General features: G+C 54.9%; 16 protein-coding genes and 1 pseudogene. 4 read left to right on the forward strand and 13 right to left on the reverse strand.

The window, feature by feature from the left end; all coding sequences use genetic code 11:
* Positions 1 to 102: 102 nt before the first annotated feature.
* The 13 genes and pseudogenes from QMG28_RS15665 to QMG28_RS15725 all read right to left on the reverse strand — a co-directional run bounded on the left by QMG28_RS15665 (position 103) and on the right by QMG28_RS15725 (position 15,250).
* Positions 103 to 1,006 (reverse strand): annotated as a pseudogene (locus QMG28_RS15665) (IS3 family transposase).
* A 103-nt stretch (positions 1,007 to 1,109) separates the two neighbouring features.
* Positions 1,110 to 3,119, reverse strand: coding sequence for an acyltransferase family protein (locus QMG28_RS15670; RefSeq protein ID WP_281843259.1), 2,010 nt, complete (start codon positions 3,117 to 3,119; stop codon positions 1,110 to 1,112).
* Between the two features lie 102 nt (positions 3,120 to 3,221).
* Complete coding sequence (locus QMG28_RS15675; protein ID WP_281843260.1) at positions 3,222 to 4,061, reverse strand: glycosyltransferase family 4 protein; 840 nt, start codon at positions 4,059 to 4,061, stop codon at positions 3,222 to 3,224.
* A 466-nt stretch (positions 4,062 to 4,527) separates the two neighbouring features.
* Positions 4,528 to 5,760 (reverse strand): glycosyltransferase, encoded by a 1,233-nt coding sequence (locus QMG28_RS15680; protein WP_281843261.1) that lies wholly within the window; start codon positions 5,758 to 5,760, stop codon positions 4,528 to 4,530.
* A gap of 115 nt (positions 5,761 to 5,875) precedes the next feature.
* Positions 5,876 to 6,607, reverse strand: a complete 732-nt coding sequence (locus tag QMG28_RS15685) for a sulfotransferase family 2 domain-containing protein (protein WP_281843262.1) — start codon at positions 6,605 to 6,607, stop codon at positions 5,876 to 5,878.
* A gap of 234 nt (positions 6,608 to 6,841) precedes the next feature.
* Positions 6,842 to 7,849, reverse strand: coding sequence for a sulfotransferase family protein (locus QMG28_RS15690; RefSeq protein WP_281843263.1), 1,008 nt, complete (start codon positions 7,847 to 7,849; stop codon positions 6,842 to 6,844).
* 3 nt (positions 7,850 to 7,852) lie between these two features.
* Positions 7,853 to 8,593: an FkbM family methyltransferase gene (locus tag QMG28_RS15695; protein WP_281843264.1), complete on the reverse strand. Its 741-nt coding sequence runs from the start codon at positions 8,591 to 8,593 to the stop codon at positions 7,853 to 7,855.
* A 110-nt stretch (positions 8,594 to 8,703) separates the two neighbouring features.
* On the reverse strand, positions 8,704 to 9,672 hold the full coding sequence (locus QMG28_RS15700; protein ID WP_281843265.1) for a CgeB family protein: 969 nt from the start codon (positions 9,670 to 9,672) through the stop codon (positions 8,704 to 8,706).
* 65 nt (positions 9,673 to 9,737) lie between these two features.
* Positions 9,738 to 10,655, reverse strand: a complete 918-nt coding sequence (locus QMG28_RS15705; RefSeq protein WP_281843266.1) for a hypothetical protein — start codon at positions 10,653 to 10,655, stop codon at positions 9,738 to 9,740.
* Positions 10,652 to 12,154: a hypothetical protein gene (locus tag QMG28_RS15710; protein ID WP_281843267.1), complete on the reverse strand. Its 1,503-nt coding sequence runs from the start codon at positions 12,152 to 12,154 to the stop codon at positions 10,652 to 10,654. The genes QMG28_RS15705 and QMG28_RS15710 overlap by 4 nt, the downstream gene beginning before the upstream one ends.
* A 164-nt stretch (positions 12,155 to 12,318) precedes the next feature.
* Entirely contained in the window at positions 12,319 to 13,734 is a 1,416-nt protein-coding gene (locus QMG28_RS15715) for an oligosaccharide flippase family protein (protein ID WP_281843268.1), read from the reverse strand.
* Positions 13,735 to 13,930: 196 nt separating this feature from the next.
* Positions 13,931 to 14,836, reverse strand: a complete 906-nt coding sequence (locus tag QMG28_RS15720) for a glycosyltransferase family protein (protein ID WP_281843269.1) — start codon at positions 14,834 to 14,836, stop codon at positions 13,931 to 13,933.
* Between the two features lie 27 nt (positions 14,837 to 14,863).
* A complete protein-coding gene (locus tag QMG28_RS15725) occupies positions 14,864 to 15,250 on the reverse strand; it encodes a MarR family EPS-associated transcriptional regulator (protein WP_307726356.1) in 387 nt (128 codons plus the stop codon).
* Positions 15,251 to 15,679: 429 nt separating this feature from the next.
* Here QMG28_RS15725 and QMG28_RS15730 point away from each other — a divergent pair, with 429 nt between their 5' ends.
* The 4 genes from QMG28_RS15730 (at position 15,680) to QMG28_RS15745 (ending at position 19,829) form a co-directional block, all read left to right on the forward strand.
* Positions 15,680 to 16,057: a hypothetical protein gene (locus QMG28_RS15730; RefSeq protein WP_281843270.1), complete on the forward strand. Its 378-nt coding sequence runs from the start codon at positions 15,680 to 15,682 to the stop codon at positions 16,055 to 16,057.
* A 79-nt stretch (positions 16,058 to 16,136) separates the two neighbouring features.
* On the forward strand, positions 16,137 to 16,808 hold the full coding sequence (locus tag QMG28_RS15735) for a sugar transferase (protein WP_281843271.1): 672 nt from the start codon (positions 16,137 to 16,139) through the stop codon (positions 16,806 to 16,808).
* Positions 16,809 to 16,893: 85 nt separating this feature from the next.
* On the forward strand, positions 16,894 to 19,017 hold the full coding sequence (locus QMG28_RS15740) for a polysaccharide biosynthesis tyrosine autokinase (RefSeq protein WP_281843272.1): 2,124 nt from the start codon (positions 16,894 to 16,896) through the stop codon (positions 19,015 to 19,017).
* Positions 19,018 to 19,061: 44 nt separating this feature from the next.
* Positions 19,062 to 19,829, forward strand: a complete 768-nt coding sequence (locus QMG28_RS15745; RefSeq protein ID WP_281843273.1) for a metallophosphoesterase family protein — start codon at positions 19,062 to 19,064, stop codon at positions 19,827 to 19,829.
* Positions 19,830 to 20,074: the final 245 nt, after the last annotated feature.

A 20,074-nucleotide genomic window follows, 5' to 3' on the forward strand; every position in this document is an offset into this window, starting at 1 on the left:
ACGGATTTGCGAAAAAAAGGAACCCGGGGGCCGTTGCCTCCGGGTTTCAACATTGAAGAATTCATGCGATCTGTGACCTGCTCCCCTAGGAGTCCGCCTTTTTCAGTTAGCTCTGTGCAGGTTTTGGTCTTCCTTGGACCGGTTAACGTATTCGTGCGGCGGCGGGCCAGCCAGGCTGGAATGAGGCCGGTGGTGATTGTAGTCGGCGCGCCATGCCGCAATCATGCGGCAGGCATGGCGCAGAGAAGGGAACAGGTGTTCGTTCAAGCATTCCTCCCGCATCCGCCCGTTGAAGCTTTCGACCAAGCCGTTCTGCATTGGCTTGCCCGGCGCGATGTAGTGCCAGCCGACTTGGCAGTCTTCCTGCCATTTCAGCATCGCGTTCGAAGTCAGCTCCGTGCCATTGTCCGAGACCACATGCACGGGTAACCGCGCAACTCGGCGATCCGATCCAACTCACGAGTGACACGCGCACCGCCAATTGATGTGCCCACGACGGCGGCCAGACATTCCCGGCTGAAGTTATCGATCACATTCAGCACCCGGAACCGCCGCCCGTCTTCCAGCGCGTCCGACATGAAGTCGAGCGACCATCTCTGGTTCGGCCTCTATGGGATCGCCATAGGCGTCCGCGTCCCGACTGCCCGCTTGCGTCCGCCCCGTTTACGAACGGTTAACCCTTCTTCGCGGTAGAGCCGGTACAGCTTCTTCCAGTTCACTTACCATCCCTCGCGCTTCAGCAGGATGTGCAGACGCCGATAGCCAAACCGACACCGCTCGGCAGCCAGTTCTTTCATCCTTGTCCGCAGTTCCGTATCGGCAAGGCGCTTCGACGTTCACCGATACACGCGTCGGACGCTTCCATCCCGCCATACTTCGACCGCCACTTGTAGAAAGTCGCATCACTGATCCCGTGCTTGCGGCACAACTCCTTCGCGCCAAGCCCAGCCTGGTGCTCTTTCAAAATCCCACTGATCTGTTCTTTGCTGAAGCGGCTTCTCTTCATCGTCTGTCTCCTCAGTTGGAGAACAGGCTAACCCTAAATGCCGGGCTTCTCAGGGGAGCACGTCACAGGTGCTGGACCTCTCTCCGCCTAAGCTGATCAGAATCTAAGGATCCCCATGGGTCGAGTTGACAACGCGAAGTATTTCGGATGCCAAGAGTGCAGCACCGGAAGCCGACAAATGATCATCGTCTCGATAAAGAGGCATCTTGTCCAATACGGAGATACAACGCCCAGGTGACACAGTGTTGCAGAAGATATCTGCCGGTTTCACCCTAAAAACGTTCGGGTGTTCAATGCCATCGAACAAATCCAAGACCAAAGCATTTCGAGAACGATAGCGACTGAACGCGGTACTAAAATCGAACTGACCCGGGCCGAATTGCTCCGTGCGCGCAAGCAAAGCGGGCACATCCCAGCCGACCTCAGGCACGGGATACACGAGCACCACGTGTTTTTCAGAAGCCAATTCCAAGACCTCGCTCTTCAGCTGTGACAAGACCCTTTCAACCCGAGAGGAATCATCCCGTGAAATTCGTTCTTTGGAAACGGTGACCAAATCCATGCCAGACCAATTCGAGAGATGCTCAACACCGCCTTCAGAATTATCAAACGGCGTCCCAAGTACGTAAAGAGACCAACGCGCAGTCAGCACTACAGTTTCCATATCGGAATCCATCAGAAAACTGAAAAGCGACCTGTTGTGACTATCACAAGTATTTTCGATATCCAGAGCATTATGTAGACCTGGAACTGGAGGACAACCTGGACGACTGATTTCATACACTCCATATCCCGTCTCTGAAAGAGTAGGATGGAGCGACGCCGACAATGCCTCATTGTGGCTATCACCAATGATCGCGACCGGCGAAGCACCTTCACTATAACACTCACCTATTGGGTGGTCTGCGACCCGATCGATATTGCGAAAACACCGCTCCTCGCGCGGATTTGTGTCTTCTTTGACCTCGGCAATGGCGCGGACATTAGGCTGGATATGGCCTTGTTCAATCGCGCTCATCGAGATGGCAACCCCGAACACAACGAAGCCCAGAATTCCAAACAAACCGGCTAAAAATATATGCTTCTGGGAAAAACAACCTCGCCGGCGAAATGGCAACTCCACAAACCACCAAAGTGCCCATGCCAACGGAAACGACAAAACAGAAAGAAAAAGCATCAATGATAACGGGGGCTCACCAATCATACGAATTTTTGCAAATGCGAACAGCGGCTGATGAACCAGATAGGCAGAATAGCTGATCAAGCCAGTCAACACAAATGGCTTATAGGACAAAAAACGCGATACGGCAGTTCCCTCAACAGCGAAAAGCAATACCAGCGCAGTACCGGTCACGGGAAGAAGAGTCCAACGGGAGGGAAACGGAGTCGTCGAGTCAATTACAAACAAAGATACAAGTATCAAGCAGAGCCCAAGTGCTCCTCCAAGATGATCGAAATAGCGAACGTCTCGTTGTTCTCTGAAGCCCCAGAATGCAACTATTGAACCTACGAGTAGTTCCCAAGACCGAGAAGGAATCAAATAGAAGTTTGCCCAAGCGGCTCTTGTAGACAGTTCTTCGGAAAGTATGAAGCTTATAAGCGCCAGGGCAAGAACCGTCATGAACGCGGCGCGACGTCGGCCGAGGGCCCAGAGACCTACAAGAACAATTGGGAATACAATATAAAACTGCTCTTCAACAGCGAGGCTCCATGTGTGTAGCAACGGATTCAGCTCAGCATCCGTTGCAAAATATCCCGAGCTACGCCAGAACAGAAAATTCGAAAAAAAAAGACTGACCGCTACAAGCGTCTTCCCATAAAGATTAAACTCGCCGGGCATCATGAAAAAGTATGCGAACGGCGCTGTTGCCGCCATAGTTACAAACAGCGCAGGGAGGATGCGCCGGGCGCGACGCTCATAAAAATTCAATATCGAGAAACGGTTGCTAGTGATGTCGAGCAAAATAATACTTGTAATTAAGTACCCGGAAACAACAAAGAAAACGTCAACGCCGATGAATCCGCCAGCAAAAGGACCGAATCCGGCGTGGAAGAAAATCACCGGCACAACAGCTATGCTACGAAGACCGTCTATTTCCGCTCGATACTTCACAAGAAATTAAAAAGGTTTGTCAATTCACGCACAGACACACTGAAAGACCTCTCAATTCACCCAGTTACCAGATCTTGCTGAAAGAATTCTGGTTAACAGTACTCAACTGTTTGCCTGATACATGGCGGAGTAGCGTTCAGCAATTTTTTGAAGGGAGTACTGTTTTGAGTTTTTGAGTCCGCTTTCAACAAGATAGTCAGCTAGTTGAGGGTTCGTTATCAAAGTCTCAATTCCCCTGGCAATGTCGGCGGACGACCAAGGGTTAACCAAGAATGCGCCCTTACCCGCGACAGTTCTCATTGGCTCCAGGTTACTCGTTACAACCGGCCTCCCCACGGCTTGTGCTTCGAGTATGGGCATTCCAAATCCTTCGTAAGTGGATGCGAAGAGGATCAAATGTGACTCTTGGTATAGTGCCGCCACATCGTTTAGGGATAGGTCCCACTTGTTAACAATCTCAAGTGTTCCGTTCGATGGCAGATCCCTTTTGTGATCTAATCTTCCCAGAACCGTAAGTCGTAGGCGATAGCGATCGGAAAGCTTGTTAAGTGCGACCATGCAACGTTCAATGTTTTTGTTTTCTTTGGTCCCAATTTGCAAAATATTTACCGTCCTGCGCGTGCTAATTGGACGTTTCTCGACGAACTTAAACGCGGAGTTAATAGGATTGGGAATTACGTACACCCGGCACGGCGAAATGTTAAACTGGCTTACAATGGCCTCCTTCGTGAAATCTGAAACCGTAGAAATGCGTTGGGCCCTGTTTATTGGGATCTGATACCAAAGCATTCCGATCAGAAATTTCTTGATGCCAACGCTGTTCTCAAAAATATTCAGATCATGAATTGTTATGTAGAGATTGCGGCGTTTAAGAAAAAGTGCGAGGTAGGTAACATCGCCGACTATATGGTTGATCTGCCCTTGGTGCACGTACATGTGCATTAGGTTACATAGGCGAGGTAGTATTCCTTTTGAGAGACATGGTGACGTGTATTGGTCGACATCCCAGCCAGATGCTTGCAGTTGCTTTTTAATTAATGGAAATATATTCTCCATTGAAAATTGGCCCGCATGCGGGCGCCTGTTGATCAATAGGAGCGTGACTTTCCTATGCATTACGGTGTACTTGGATTCATGACCCTGTCCGTCAATTCTTGGGGTCTCGGAGGAAGACCTGGTTTGCGAAGTTCAGTAGTTTGAAAGCACATTGAACGTACATACTGACCGATAGACGGGAGGGTCGAATCTGATAATGGGGATCATTCATTTTATTGACATGCTAGATTGTTCGATTGGCCAAATGCATAGAGATCGTGCGCAATTCTCAATCGGTGATCGTTTGTATTGGGCGCGTGTATTGCGCATGTTCTCCATCCGTGCCGCTCTGGAGTCTGCGGGCTTTGGTCAATCATACCGATGCGGTTCCGCAAGTGGTGCATGAATGGTAAAGGTTTGCAAACTGGCGCGTCAGTCTCCCGGCCGAGAATTCACTTTGGATCCATGCGCGACCACGTTGTCCCATTTCTTCAAGGTCCGCGTTCTCAAGAGCGCTTAGCGCTTCAACGAGTTCTGGAGTTCCGGCCTCTATCCAGCGGCCACAGTTATTCGTTTCTATTTCGCTCCATGGTGCGTTAGTAGTAGTCACTACTGGTGTACCGTAACTCAGTGCTTCAGCCACAACGATCCCAAAGTTTTCTGAGTATGTAGGTAGACAAAATATGTCACAGTTGGTGAAGGCGCGGGCCTTTTCAATTCCTGACACGAGGCCATGAAATTTGACCCGGCTAGTGAGGTCCAGGCTTTCGACTTTGTCTTTGAGTTCTGCCACGTAGGTGTCGGACCCGCTTCCGTAGATATCAAGTGTGAAACGTTCGGGCAAAAGTTGAACCGCGTCGACGAGAAGGTTCAGCCCTTTCTTGGGATGAATTCGGCTTAAGAAGGCGATACGAAATCTTCCATCGGGCTTCCACAATCGCGGCCCTGCGATATCGGGAATTTCGACCGCGTTCGGGATTACACTAGTGTCAATCGTACCCAAATTGCGTTGGCTGACGACCGCTTCGAACTCAGAGGTCGTGTGCAGTGTTGTGTGGCGTCGCGAAAGCACCAGGCCAGCGAGGCGCTCGAAAGCATGTTTCAATCTCGTCTTGGGAGAATTTTTCCACTGAGCCGTAGCCTGAAAGCCTCCTCGTGGGGACCAGACAACTGGTGTCGAAAAAGCGCGACAAAGTAGCAATGTGGGGAGCACATAGAAGTCGTATGGCCCGGTCAAATGGACGATATCAGCCCAGCGGATTGCTTTTGGCAGTCGGAAGATCATGCCTGGAGATACTGAGGGGTGTGCAACGTTCCTGCAGTACTGCACAGAATAGCCCGAAGGAAATGTGGCGGGGTTCTCGGGCAGTCTAAGGTGTTCACCGGAACTTGGGTCGGATATGTCGGTGCTGAGTACTCGAACCTGGAAATCTGGCAGCGCCGCAATTCCGTCAACGATCATCTTGGTTGAGACGATTGGACCACCATAAGCAACTGCCGGGTAAAATGCAGGTGTTACGTGCAATACTTTAACCAATCGCTCTGTCATGGTGCGGGGCTGCTGAATGGGTTGGATTTTCCAATTGGCTCGCAAAGTGTTGTACATCTTAGTCCTGATAGATGCATTCCCTCGCGTTCTCGGTCCAATATTCCTTTGAGATGGTGTTTGATGCTCAGGAAGTGTTGATGTAGCGGCGAGCAACAGTTCTTAACGATTCTCATCATTTGCCCCGAAATACTCTTGTCGTTCGCTTGGCGTACAACTTCTCGAATATCGCTAGGTCCTTTGGAAATCGCCTGGTCACGATGGCATTGAGAGTCGGATCGCCGGTCACTGGGTGCACATAGTCGGTTTGGTTCTCAATGCCGAGCTCCAGTTCGTTCAGATCGTAACCGAGACCACCAAAGATCTCATTCATATCGTCTTGAATCCGATCAAGAAATCCCACTTTGTCAACAGTCAGTGCTCCTGAAGAATCCGTGATGAAACTAGAACTTTGTTTGACTGGGTAAACTCTCGCCCATATCGGGAACGGCAGAAACCTAGCACTAGCAACTCGCAGGGTGATCGCTGGTCTCCAGCGCCCCCCTTCGGACCGCGCCCAACTGGAAAACCCATGACGTTTAGCAGCGCGGCCGGAACGATAGTAATGGTATTTCGATACAAGAACATCACGGGGGTGACGCAAAAATGCGACGAAGGTAAAAGCTTCGGCTCGTTTACCCATGATGGCGCGAATTTCCTTGGCCGTCGCATGAGTGTGTACTCTGACCATTTCCCCGCTTCCGTTCCGCACTCGGTTCCGCTCAATATTTGTGTCGATAGAGAGTAGCTTTCTTTGAATTGTTGTCGTTCCGGTCTTCGGCACTGCGATAAAAACGAACTTTCGATCTTCTGAGTAAAGCACTTGGAGATGTTCTACGTGTTCGTGCGGAATTGCGGTGCGAGACATTTCGCAAGGATTTTTACAGGTTCTCGATCGGGGAGGAGTGCATTCAGGTTGACGGGGAGTTTTTGCACGCAGTAGAAATTCGATCGGCGCCGGCAACGAGAGACCGACGTGCGTTCCGGGACCGGATCGCGCAACGCAGTTTGGTTTCGAGCGCCCGGCCTTTGTGTAAAGAAGTTGTAGCGGCGCTTCATATGTTCCGAGAGCGGGCGAAAAAAAAGCCGGGGCATTTGCGGTCTACTTTGGCTGGGGCACTTCGTAGCCCATACGTTCGGCGAGTTCACCACAGTGCTTTGTAACTATTTTAAGCGCTTCGTTGGACACCTCTGAAAGATACTGAGTATTCACGTCAGGGCGCAGCGGGTACCACTTTCTCTTGTTGTAGGCATCGTAGCGCGCGCCCAAATGAATTCGATCTTTTTTTGCTGGAAGGATTCCATGCGCGTACTCCAGCCCGCAAAAGTTGCAGATTTCGCTCACGATCTGTTCGGGATTGTCCAGAAGAGCCTCGAAGCGCCAGTGGCGAAGTCGAATTCCAGGGTCGGCGTCGGCGTCCTCTAGTGCAGCCCGCATGCTGTTACTCCAGTGTTCGGCGCAGAGCCGCACCTTGTCTTCTACCGGAAGGTTGAGCCTTCGCACCACACCATTACGTGTTGCTTGGCTCCATATCACTGCCCAAGGGTTTCGGCTGATAAGCACAAATCGGGGTGTGCTTTCTGACAACGCCTTCTGAACTGCACCGACTCGAACCGTTAGCGTCTGGCTTTTGTCTATCAGACGCACCGATCGGTCGCCGCCATGTTGGCGGATAATGCCCTGGAGGATCCGTCGGTAGCGCATTGCGACTGCGGGATCGACCTCACTTGCGCGGCGGCGGTAGTAGGGAAGAAAGGCATCCGTGCCGTAGACCCAGCCGTGGTTGGTAGACGGGAACGCAGGTAGATCGACCCGCCGCCATCCGAAATCTTCCGGAAGGATTTCGGACAGTGCATTCTGTGCCTCATCCTCGCCCGCCCAGTAGCGATGATCTCCGCTTACAGAGATAGCGTTCGGATGACGGTGTAAAATACGGGATAACAGCGTGAGCCCCCCATTCTGCGTGCCAAGAAGGAAGATGGGACGGTCTATCTTGACCTCGCGCCCGTTCCGAAATGCCGTACTCCATCGCCAAGCATTAGAGCGGTAGTGAAACAATGCTGAGCTGAGCTTGCGGACGGGGGGAATGAGAACTAGACGCTCGATCATTCTCTAAGCGTAGGTATTGGACGCATCGAAAGTGCCAGGCGTCACTCTGAACCAGCCCAGAGCGCGCTTATGGACCAAGGCATAATTTGCTGCGAAGAAGCGGTCCAACTCGGCGTGCCAACTATCGAATGCCTCCAGTTTATTTGGACGGATGCGCGCAACTATATAGGGCGTGCCTTCAACCAATGCGAAGACGTCCTTTAGGAAACAACGACTGTCGATCCAGCGCTTCGTATATTCGAACTGAATTGCGTCAATCCGTTCGCCATTGAGCATCCGTTTCGCACCGAGGATCACGGAATAGTCATGACCTTCGGCGTCGATTTTTAGAAAATTGATAGTCTTGAGGCCGAGTTCAGCGCAAACTTCGTCCACCGTCCGAAGTTCGATCGTTACTCGCTCCGCCGCCTTTTCGGCAGGAAGCAAGCTATCGACGATTGAGTTTCGTCCTGACGTTGGAGAACCAAGGATATTGATATACGTCTCTCCTGTCCGATCTGAAAGGGCAAAGGGGTGGACATTGATTTTGTAGTCGGGCCGCGTTCCGGCGACGCTTTCCAATAGCTTGGCCCGTGTCGCCGGAACCGGTTCAAACGCGTGATGGCAAAGGGTGGTCGGATCTATCGTAGTCTGGTTGAGAATGACGTCGATGAATTGCAGGCTCCACTGCCCGATATTGGCCCCAACGTCAAATATGACCGGGTTTTCGATGCCGCACATCGCCCTAGCAACGGATTGTTGCATGTAGATCTCGCCGCTCGAAGCCGGTAGGTTATTCTGCGGTTCGCCGCGCGCTTGCATGTAGATGCGGCGACCCAACCTCCAAAGCATTCTGCGCACTAGCTTTCTCCGCACTAGCTGTGTGCCCTTGGGGTGATTTGACAAAGGATCCAGTCAATAACCGATCGAAACTGGTCCTCGATCGCGTACCCCGATGACCAGCTCCGCGCCAGGCCTGCCGCAGCGATCGCTTCACGTTCCACCGGGTGCTCCAGATAGTAAGCCGCCTTGTCGCAGAGCTCTGCAGGGGTGGAGAAGAATTCCGCTTCTCGACCCTCATCAAACAATGCCATGTGGTCATTCGTGCGCTCCGCTAAGAGCATTGTACCGCAAGCGGGGATCTCGAAACTGCGTGTGGTCGTCGTCTCAGGGATCCGTTTCGAAAGCAGCCCGATGGCGATTTTTGCTCCGGATATCGCACTCGCATAGTCTTTGCCGAATAGCGCGCCCCCGCGAACGACGTTCTTCGCCCAGGTGTGCGTTCGAGCGTATTCGGTCCATCCCGGCCCCCAGATTGCCAATGGAACCCGGTCTGCGAGCAGTCGAAGAATATGAGCATAAGCGGATTGATAGTGTCCCACAAAACAGACATCAGACACGAGCGGATCCGGGATGTCGTCGTCAGGAACGGGTTTGATACGCCCACCGAATCCCTGGTGGATGAGCATCACATTGGTCGCACCAGCAGCGCGGTAGTCCTCGATTTCGAAGGGCTTGGTTGTCACTGACAGGTCGTAGTCGGGCAAGCTGCGGAGGAATTTTCGTGAACGATATTCGCGAAACTGGGCATCTGGGGTGTAATGGACCAAAAGGCGCGCACAGGATTTCAACTGACGTAGCGTCTGTGGGCGAACCCAAACTCCTTTGTCGACGAAGACTACGTCGAATCTGTCGCGCTCTGCAACCGCCTCTAACAACAGGTTGAAACGTCTGACGCCGCGACCGAGATTGAGGCGTGCAGCTAATGAGCGTTCGAACCGCGTGCCCATCGCCATGTAACGGTGGCGATCTGCTTTGATCACACAAAAGCCACGTGACTCCATGAGTGCGACACGGTCAAGCCCGTTTCCGCCCGCGCGCAGACTACCAACGTAGAGCAGGCGCAAGTTCAATATTGTTCTGCGCGCCGGAACGCATCCACCATTCGGGCAGCAGTGCCCCCACCTTCGGTAACAATGTCAACCGGGATCGCGAGCCATTGTGCGGCGCTCTTCCACAATGGCGATGTAGTTCCGAAACTTTCCCTTGCCACGCGTACTGCGCCCACGTCAACATGCGTATTGGACCAACCGGCCGCCGCCGCGATACGTGCGATCTGCTGTTTCGGATTCGTCGAAAACTCAGATAGGGATACGGCCACGTAGGTCTGGTTGGCGGCCATTAAGGAGCGCGCCAGCGTGGTATTGGCGCCCCACCAGAACGCAAGGAGCCTGATGTAGGCGGGGGCTCTACGCAGCTCGTCCACGGTTGGTCGCGAAAAACGGAACAACGGATGATCTCGATTGATTGCTGCCTCAATGATCTGTTGGTATTGGTAACCATCGTAGTACCCTTTTCGGCTAAAAAAGGTCTCCCGCCGATACAAGTTCGTGAGTCGACGCTTGATGCTCGGGGGTGCCGTCGGCACCAACTGGGCGGCCGCCCAATTGGCAGGGTCGCGCAGAATCTGTACGTTAATCACATCGTCGCTGCCTGCAACTAGCGTCGGCATACGGTTCCAACAACGTACCAAGTCGATGACGACACGGTCCCGGGCCGCCATCAAGGCCGCCAGCCAATCGATCTGCGCCTGCGAAGACCCGCAATCGAGTTCATCCAGCGGATGGATCGGGACCGGTTGTACGAGAAGCTTCGAAACATCTTCGGCCAACTCGGTCCAGGTTCCCTTGTGGTTGTCGCGTTGGCCCGCGGTGAACCGAGGATGAAATGGCTCGTCGTAACATCGCAACGAGCGATCGCTCCTCAACGTTTCCCACAAAATCGTGGTGCCAGAACGGCGCAGACCATGGATGAGGACATGGGTCAACTCGAAGGACCACCGGAGGCGGGTTGCACTGTTGTTCGCCTATGCGAGCTTTGGCGTACACTCAGCACACTTCGCCCTAAGATTCGAGCCAAAACAAGATATCCAATAAAAATCGGGAGCATACCAACAAAGGCCCGCTGAAAGTACCCCGTAGGCCCAAGCGCGGCCATCTGTATTCCAAGAAGAACAACAGGGAAGTATATCAACTGCCGCTCCTTGACCATGAAATATGAAACACGAGTGACGAAACCCAGAATTAATCCCATAAGCGCTGAAAAAAGGACTGTTCCGGGCCAACCCATTTGCCAGTATCCATCCGCAAACACAGTCATACCGACGTGCGAACTCGCGTCATTATTACCGGTGACCAACTGGTTGAAAGCACGACCTTGCGATACAGAAACCGGTTTGTCCGGCCAGAGAAAGCGCGGAATGATCGCTTGGAATAGAGAAGTCGTCCATTCTCCTCGGACCCCGTTGTCACGGAGTTCCATGGCTTGGAGCTGTTGCCCTGAATAGTTCAACCTAAGCCACCAGGTTTGCGCCTCTAGTTTTGCGGCGCTGATAACATTGGTCAGTACAATGTCGCCTTTGCCGATGGCCAACAGGATCCCGACGCGCTCACTGAAACCCGCGTCCGCGATGTTGCCACTCCGTTGAATGATTGTATTCCGACCGGCTGAGTTAACGTCCTGAAGGGAGGCAAAAGCCAAGAACGAAAGAAGCACCCACGGCAATAGCCTGCGCCAATTGTGATGTGCAAGAAACGCACCCGTGCCCGGCAGGAGGATAGCCAACATAATGGTGCGTTTGGAAAACTCCAGGCAACTGAAAGCAACGTGGACCGGCCAAAACACCCAAAAAATGAAGGTCCAGTTACGGCTTCCTTTCGCCGAAAGGAATGCCGCTATGGCAAACCCAAGATCGACAAGTGGGCTCATGGTCTTCAGTGTCCCAGGTAACGTGTAGCTCGCGATACCCCAGGACTCTGGAAGAATGAGACCATATTTCAGAAACGCTCCCGAGATAATAAAAAAAACAGCAGTCCGCTCCTGCGAGATCGGGCGATGCTGGCCCTGGGAAGCCTGTTTTGGATCCAAAGAGAACCGAAAACGCATTGATAAGACCATGAATAACAAACTAATCGTCACGCCAGTGTATGTAAGGAAACTGGTCCGTAGCAGCCCGTAGTTGTCGACTGGATATGTGCCATATGACAATAGGCTGCGCGTTGCCGAATTCGAAAAGTATACTGAACTGGTGCCAAACCCAAAGAACAGTGCTATGCCAATCGGATAGATAACTGCCGGAACAAACAGCGTGGCTGGGTCAAACCGGATTGACGAGAACGCGAAATAGAGCGAGGTGACAATTGCCAAGCCGATACCTGCTACACCAATGGCGACGGCAATATTGTCACTACACTGACTCGGATCGCATTGGAAGTAACTGAAACCGAATAGAGCGGCAATAAAGCCGATGGCAACGGTGTAGCGCATTAGCCTCTTTCTTAACCGCCGCATGCCCACCTTTAAAATGTAGTTTTTCTCGCCAGTTTCTATATCACGATCCCCATGCTGCACACCAAAGTTTACAGTAGATACCAGAAAAGATTGGCGCACTCCGTTCTTTGGACGTGCCTGATGTCGGCTGTTCAGTTGTACTATTTAGGAAGACATACACCGAACGCATCGGTCCTGATTCCCAATTCACGGCGCACAAGAATCCACGCAAGTGCCTGCATGAGAACTGTAGTAAAAACAGTTGCGATAACCGCACCCAGCGCCCCAAAAAACGGGATCAGTATTGCGTTAAGAGCGATATTTGCAATGGCAGTAAAATAGGAGTATCTTGCGCTGTATATTTCGCGTCCGGACATATTCAAGATCAATACGGAACTGCCAAAGAACGCGCTGGCTGCTATCCCTATCGCCAGCCACAATGTTAGCTCGTATGAAGTGGCGTATTCGAGGCCCAAAACCGCGCTAAAACCGGAGCTTCCAATAATTAGGATCATAAGAACGAACGAAATGGCGGCAACAAAGGCCACCCGGCTACCGAATACAGCCAGCCGCTGAATTTCCGCACTATTGTCCAACAAATGCAGCGCTGCAAAGCGCGGGCTAAGGATTGCGTTAACTATGATATTGGCAATCATTGCCGCCGAAGCGATCTGAATCGCGACTCGATACTGGGCAACCTGATCGGTACCAACGATTGCACCTATCATAAGTAGATCAGAGTAGCTCTTGATTGCGCCCGCGGCAGCAAATACGGTCAGGGGAAACAGACTTTTTTGCCACTGCGTAAAATGGAAATCTGGAGTGCGCTCTGTTGGCCAATCTTGTCTGGTCAGCCATGCCCCAAATATTACAGCAATCAAGGCAGCTAAAAGGTGGGTTGAGATTAAGGCGCTGACAGAGAAATCGAAATGTATCAGCCCCACGGATGCAGCCAACAAGAACAACATCGGTCGAATTAACCCATCGGGCAGCCGACCTTGCGCCACCCGCCCGAAACCCGAGAGAGCCCCCATCGTTCGCTTGATTATAGCAATTGCTGGAATCAATGCCGTCATTGACAGTATAATTGGCCAAGAAAGCTGTTCCAAAACTGGATATTCTATTGCTCGCACCGCGGCATAGGATCCAATTATCAGCGTTCCTAGTACGAGAGACCCCCAAAATATCACTCGACGCGACCATACTTTCAGTCCGAACAGTACATTGTTGTCCTGGCTCTGCACTGCAATGGAGATTTCCCGGGTAAGCAATGTAGGAATTCCCATACAAAGCGGTAGTGATAAGAATTGTGAGACTGTAAGTGCCATAGTATAAAGGCCATACTCAGAGGGCGACAGGTTTCTTGCCAATATTGCAACAGTCGCAAGGCCTAGGAAGGCGTTTGCTATCCGTATCGCAATTAGTCCGGCGCCGCTCGCTAATGCCGAATTTCGCACCGGGCGCCCTCCTATCGATGTTTTGTCTGGCGGACCAATTTCCGAACGGTCAATCATATGAAAATTTTTGCTGCGGATACTGGTTGGGGTTTCATACTGCGCATCGGAATAGATGCACAAACGCGATGTAATAAATTTATGCGTCGCAAGTCATGTCGGTTAAAAAGCGTTCTCGATAGGGTTCCGGAAAAATATTCCGTTCATTTAAGGCTGCTTTAGATTTACCTTTTAGGGCACACGATGCTCGGAGTTTGACTTTGAGCATGTCGCTTCAAGCTGACACGATGTGTGCTTTGGCGACAATATCGTATTGTTTTTAAGTTGGATTGTGCACATGTCTTTCTGCAAACGCCCTATAACTCAAATTCCCGGCGTTGGCCCCAAACCGGGCGAGGTCGACCCCGTACTGCCCTCGTGCCGCACGGGGCTCACGGGGACACACCCGCCCCATTCCGCCGTGCTGCCACCGCGGTGATGGCTGCAACATAGCCCTCGACGGATCCGCAGCCGTAACGCGCATCGGCCAGGCGGAACGCGGCGGCCCCGCCATGAGCGGCCTGGATGTCGGTGGCATCTGCGAGCTGCACATAACTGGAGACAGGTCAGGCAGGATGTCGAATATGTCCGGCGTCAGCACGGTAGCGCCCAATCGAAGCGAGCTGGGACGGCGTCGTGGCCATGGTTGGCATTCAACGAGGCCCGCCACCTGCCTCGGTGCGTTCACCGAAACCGCCACGCCAAATTTCGAGATCTCCGCCCCCGCGCTCTCCGTCACAGCGAGCTGGGTGTGGCTCGATGCCCCGTAGGCCGCGACGAGGTCGGCGGTCACGCTCGCGGCCCGTCCGACAACATGAAACCACCAGCCAAAAGCACCACGAACTGCTCGCCGCCGATCGCGCGTTCTGCGCATGCGACCGCATGGCCGAGGCCCTGTTGGATCGGCTAACGCACGAAGATGCATTCCACCCCGGCGGGCAGTGTGGATGATCGCCGTCGCCTCGACTTTGTCCTTGTCGCGCAGCGCCGCCTCGAGCTCGAGATTGGCGTCGAAATGACCCTCGATCGCGCGCTTGTGGCGCCCGGGCCCGAAGACCAGAGTGTCGATGCCGGCATGGACGGCTTCTTCGGCGACCTCTTGAGTGATCGGCTTGTCGACGATCGGCAGCAATTCCTTCGGCATCGCCGTGGTTGCCGGCAGGAGCGGGGTTTCGAACGCGGCCACGGGAAAGACCGCCTTGCCGCCCCGGGGTCACCGTCTCTTCCCCAATGTGCCCGACGACACACCCGCGCCGGCAGGGTCGAGGCCGATCTCGTCTTGCAGGCTCGCGATTTCCGCCTGGAGGGCTTGGTATTCCGCCAGTTTACGATCAAGGAAACTGCGTGTCAGCGCGGCTTTCTCCGCTATGCCCTTGCGAGTCAAAATGTAGGCATAGCGACGCTTATCCTCGGCCGCGGTGAAATTGCCGAACTTTACAAGCCCTTTGTCGACCAGGGCGCGCATCAGGTAATGGATGCCGCCGACGCTGATCCCAACGGCGGCCGCAAGCTCTCGCTGGGACATATCCGGATTATCCTGGAGAAGGCGCAATACACGGAACCGCACGTCCTCCTGCAGGGCATCGCGTTGGCCGGACATCAGCGAGCCGGACCTTCCACGGCTACCGCACAAGGACTGCCTGCGGCGCGCCTCGGGGCAACGGGCTCAAATATGTCAAACGGAACAGACATGGTCGTTCAGTCCTGAGCGTTAGCAGGCACTCGGGAGATTGGAAACCCCTTTTCCCGGCTGCGCCCGAGAAATGTTACGCCCCGCCACAGGACCTGCGCGCAGCCCCGGCCTCATTAGGTCGCCTCACCGTCTAATCCCTAAGTCCTGATCGACGTCGTCTCGGCGAGATCGCATGGGGCGGTGACCTGATGCACCGCATCCCGCTTGAACTCGGCGCCGTAATTGCTTGTCCCCATCTCAGCCTCCTCGCCTCAAAGTTGGGCGGCAAAGCGTCGACAAATCCAGGGACACCTCAGTGCTGCAGTCGCGCGGGCTGGCCGAAACCTCGTACACGAGTTGAACCTCGTCGAGGATCTGGGGTTCAATGTGAGCCTGCCCGTGCCCTCTGCCTTTTCGCGCGCGACCACTCTGCAGGCCCTGGGGCCGCGCGAGGCCCCGGTCGTGCCGCCCGAGGGAAAGGCCCCGGATGCGGCGATTGATCGGCGTCTGTCCTCCATATCGATCAGCAACGTGCGGTTGGGCGAGGTGTTCAACATCGCGGCCGTCGCGACCGACCCGCAGAAATCCGCTCTGCTCGCGAATCCGTTTGCCCAGCTCTGTATACGGGACCAGATCGAGGTGAGATTTGGGGGCGACCGAACCGGCCCAAAGCAATTATCTGCCATCCCCCGAGAAAAAACTTGGCGTAGAGACAAAAATCCGCAGAATAGATAGCGAGTGGGGGATAGGTGCCGGTTTTTTTGGGCGCCACAATTCCATAGTTTCATATGTTTTTTTGCCGATTGGATTTTCCATGTCGAGCGAAGATTTTTCAGATCGGATATCGGAGTGGCACCCTAGCCGTGATCTGAGGTTGCTTGTCGGGGGCACCGACCATTTCTGGTTGAATAAACGCATCAGCGACATACTGGGCAGCGTGGCGCTGCTCCCGACGCTCGGGGCCCTGGCATTATTACTCCTCGTCCTGAACCTGCGCCTCAACCCCGGCCCGCTATTCTTCTACCAGCACCGGATGGGCCGCTTCGGCAAACGGTTCGTCGCGATCAAGTTCAGGACCATGTTGCCGGAAGCGCCCGGCAAGCAGGTCAAACGCGGCTACCGCGACCCGCTGGAACATCACCGGATCACGCCATTCGGCAGGTTCCTGCGCCAGACCCGGATCGATGAATTGCCGCAGATCATCAATGTCCTCCGCGGCGAGATGAGCCTGATCGGGCCGCGGCCGGATTACTATGACCACGCTCTGGAATATCTCGAGGCGATCCCGGAATACCGGGCGCGCCATGCCATCCGCCCCGGGATCAGCGGACTGGCCCAGGTCACGCTCGGCTACGCGATCGGCCTCGATCAGACCAGGGCCAAGGCACATGCCGATCTGACCTATATCCGCAACGCCTGCCTGTGGCTCGACATCAAAATCTTCTGGCTCACCCTGGTTACCGTCACCCTGCGACGCGGTATCTGAATTTGGCGCCGCCAGCCGAGAAACTTGCGTGGGTTCGGGGATGTGGCCTATTATTTCAAGACCTGCCCTCGAAAGGTGAGCCGGGATGAAAGACGAAATGCGCCGTGGCTGGGCAATCTCTTCCCGACCCGGCGAGAGGATCCAGGAGGACGATGACATCGACCTGCTCGAACTTGCGCGCACGATCTGGCGCGGCAAGTTATGGATATTGCTCGCAACTTTGCTCGCAATCTTCATTGGGGGCTATTACGCCTACAGGATTGCGGTGCCGATGTTCACCGCGAAATCCGTGGTTGCCCTGGAGAACCGGCAATCGCAATTTGTCGACCTTCAGAATGTGATGTCTGGCCTCTCCGGCGATCAGGCGACGATCAACACCGAGATCGAGGTGCTTCGGTCGCGTGGATTGGTGGAGCAACTCGTCGGACGCATGAATCTTACTGAAGACCCGGAGTTCAACGCGCAGCTTCGTGTTCCGTCCGCCTTTTCGCGCAGGTCCATCATGCAAGCCATCGGGTTGGTTGACGCGCCGGCCACACCCTCCGCTCAACAGGTATTGAACGCAACGATTGATCGTGTGCTTGAGGCGGTGTCGATCAGCAACGTGCGTTCGAGCTATGTCTTCGTTATCACGGTCATCACGAGTGATCCACTCAAGTCCGCCGAGATCGCAAACACGCTCGCAGAGCTGTATATCCTCGATCAGATCGAGTTCAAATTCCAGGCAACGGAACAGGCAACCGTCTGGTTGTCGGATCGCGTCTCAACCCTCAAGAGCGAACTCGAAACCGCCGACGCCCGCGTCAAGTCCTTTGCGGCCGAGACCCGACTGGTCAGCGCCGACGCGCTCGACGCGCTCAATCGCCAGGTAAAGGATACCCGGGATCGACTTGCGAGCCTCGAAACCTCCACATCGCTCCTCGACGCCCGGCTCACAGCCTTCGGCCTGGCGCGCGACAGTGGCGATATCGACGAAATGGTTCGGCTGGCCGATGATGTCACGCTCACGCGCCTTGCCAACACCGGCGCGACGGAAGACACGATACTCGCCCGTCTGGAGCTTCTCCGGGTTCGGACGGAAGAGGACCTCGCCCGTGCAAACGCACAACGCGCATCCCTCGCGGCCTCCGTGGCGCAACTCGAAGCGGATTACGATCAGCAATCGAAAGACCTTGTGACGCTGCAACAGCTCCAGCGTGAGGCCGAGGCCAACCGCCTGCTCTATGAATATTTCCTGTCGCGGATGAAAGAAACCGCCGCGCAGGAAGGCATCCAACAGCCCGATAGCAGGGTGATCTCGAAAGCCGCCGAGCCAGGCACCGCCTCGGCCCCCCGCAAATCGCGCATCCTGGCGCTCTCGGGCCTAATCGGCCTGCTCATCGGCACCGCTGCAGTCCTCTTTCGTGAAATGGCGCAAAACGGCTTTCGAACTGCGGAAGACGTTGAAGCCGCCACCGGCCATACCGTGCTGGGCCAAATCCCACGGATACCCAAACGCGACCGGGGCGAGGCCATCGACTACCTGATCGACAACCCAACCTCCGCTGCAGCGGAAGCGGTGCGCAATCTGCGCACCTCTCTGGTCCTATCAAACATCGACAAGCCGCCGCAGGTATTTCTGGCCACTTCCTGTGTGCCTGGCGAAGGCAAAACCACCACCTCGTTTGCGCTCGCTCAGAACTTCTCCGGGATGGGAAAGCGGGTGTTGCTGGTGGAAGGGGATATCCGGCGGCGCGTGTTTTCGGAGCATTACGGCCTCCGGAATGCCGACGGGCTCATCGCTGTCCTGTCCGGCAAGCGCGATCTTCAGGAATGCGTCCAACGCCTCGGCCGGGTCGGCATTGATGTGCTGATCGGCGAAGACACGTCGGTGAACGCAGCGGATGTGTTCTCATCCAACCGCTTTCAGGAATTCATTGATGACGCCCGCGCAATCTACGACGTGATCATCATCGACACACCGCCCGTTCTCGTGGTGCCCGATGCCCGCATCATCGCGCAGGCGGTCGATGCGATTCTTTTCACGGTTAAATGGGACGACACACCCCGGCACCAGGTCAACGAGGCCATCCGCCTGTTCGAGACAGCCGGTCGCGCCGTCACTGGTATCGTGCTGACCCAGATCGACGCAAAGGGAATGAAACGATACGGCTACGGCGACCGCTACGGTGCCTACTCGACCTACGGCAGCAAGTATTACACGGACTAAGGTCCAACTTGCTTTCGATCGCGGCGGCGCGATAAATGAAAGTGATGAGGCTCTTTTCAAGCATCGCACGCAGCCGCACCAGGATCCGCTGTGTCGGTTTCGACACCGCACTGGAACCGGCGGAAACCCTTGCCGTGGTTGGCGATATCCACGGCTGCGATCAGCTTCTGGAAGCGCTGCTCGATGACATCTCCAGCCACGACCCCGACCAGCTTGTCTTCGTCGGCGACTATATCGACCGTGGAGAAAAAAGCGCGGCGGTTCTGGATCGTCTCTATGCCTTGTCCCAGGCCAATCCCGCGCAGGCGGTGTTCTTGCGCGGCAACCATGAGGAGATGCTGCTTCGCTTCCTCGACAATCCGGAGCAGGATTCCCGGCGCTGGCTGAAATTCGGCGGCCTCCAGACCCTCGCGAGTTTCGGCATCGGAGGGATCAACGAGACGGCGAACGCGGAACAAGCCATGCGCGCCAGAGACGCGCTGGCAAACGCGCTTGGCCCGGACCTTCTGACCTGGCTGCGCGCCCTGCCCTCGCGTTTTACTAGTGGAAATGTCGCCGTGGTTCATGCCGGGGCCGATCCGGACCTGCCTATCGCTGCCCAATCCCCCGAGGTGTTGACCTGGGGGCACCGCGATTTCACTGCGCGCCCGCGCAAGGACGGATGTTGGGTCGTGCACGGGCACACGATCGTCGCGGAGGTGTCGCGCGATCAGGGGCGGATTGGCGTGGATACCGGGGCCTATGCAACCGGACGCCTTTCCGCCGCGCTGATCGGGCCCAACCGCTTCGAGGTGCTGACCTCCACGTATTGATGAGGCCGGGCCACTGACCGATGTCAGAACCCGGCTGACCTATCGTTCAGCACATGGAACTCAGTGAGTCTCCGGCCCGTGAATATGCGGCGAGGCGGTTTCGGCATTCCCCCCGGCATTGGGGGCCGTGATCGAGCTGTTCCACACCACTCAATTGGGCCGGCAGCGCTGCGCCAGGCCGCTCGAACGCGCCATCAGGACTTAATCCTCCGAACATCCGCCCGGCATTGTGTGAGCCTCCGCAC

Source organism: Sinisalibacter aestuarii (genome assembly GCF_027923545.1).
Classification (GTDB): Bacteria; Pseudomonadota; Alphaproteobacteria; order Rhodobacterales; family Rhodobacteraceae; genus Sinisalibacter; species Sinisalibacter aestuarii.

What these genes read in the sequence shown, in the direction of transcription:
- QMG28_RS15675 (WP_281843260.1), bottom strand. Translation starts at nt 4,061, where the DNA reads ATGCACATGTACGTGCACCAAGGGCAGATCAACCATATAGTCGGCGAT.
- QMG28_RS15680 (WP_281843261.1), bottom strand. Translation starts at nt 5,760, where the DNA reads ATGTACAACACTTTGCGAGCCAATTGGAAAATCCAACCCATTCAGCAG.
- QMG28_RS15685 (WP_281843262.1), bottom strand. Translation starts at nt 6,607, where the DNA reads ATGTCTCGCACCGCAATTCCGCACGAACACGTAGAACATCTCCAAGTG.
- QMG28_RS15690 (WP_281843263.1), bottom strand. Translation starts at nt 7,849, where the DNA reads ATGATCGAGCGTCTAGTTCTCATTCCCCCCGTCCGCAAGCTCAGCTCA.
- QMG28_RS15695 (WP_281843264.1), bottom strand. Translation starts at nt 8,593, where the DNA reads ATGCAACAATCCGTTGCTAGGGCGATGTGCGGCATCGAAAACCCGGTC.
- QMG28_RS15700 (WP_281843265.1), bottom strand. Translation starts at nt 9,672, where the DNA reads ATGGAGTCACGTGGCTTTTGTGTGATCAAAGCAGATCGCCACCGTTAC.
- QMG28_RS15710 (WP_281843267.1), bottom strand. Translation starts at nt 12,154, where the DNA reads ATGCGCTACACCGTTGCCATCGGCTTTATTGCCGCTCTATTCGGTTTC.
- QMG28_RS15725 (WP_307726356.1), bottom strand. Translation starts at nt 15,250, where the DNA reads ATGTCCGGCCAACGCGATGCCCTGCAGGAGGACGTGCGGTTCCGTGTA.
- QMG28_RS15735 (WP_281843271.1), top strand. Translation starts at nt 16,137, where the DNA reads ATGTCGAGCGAAGATTTTTCAGATCGGATATCGGAGTGGCACCCTAGC.
- QMG28_RS15740 (WP_281843272.1), top strand. Translation starts at nt 16,894, where the DNA reads ATGAAAGACGAAATGCGCCGTGGCTGGGCAATCTCTTCCCGACCCGGC.
- QMG28_RS15745 (WP_281843273.1), top strand. Translation starts at nt 19,062, where the DNA reads ATGAGGCTCTTTTCAAGCATCGCACGCAGCCGCACCAGGATCCGCTGT.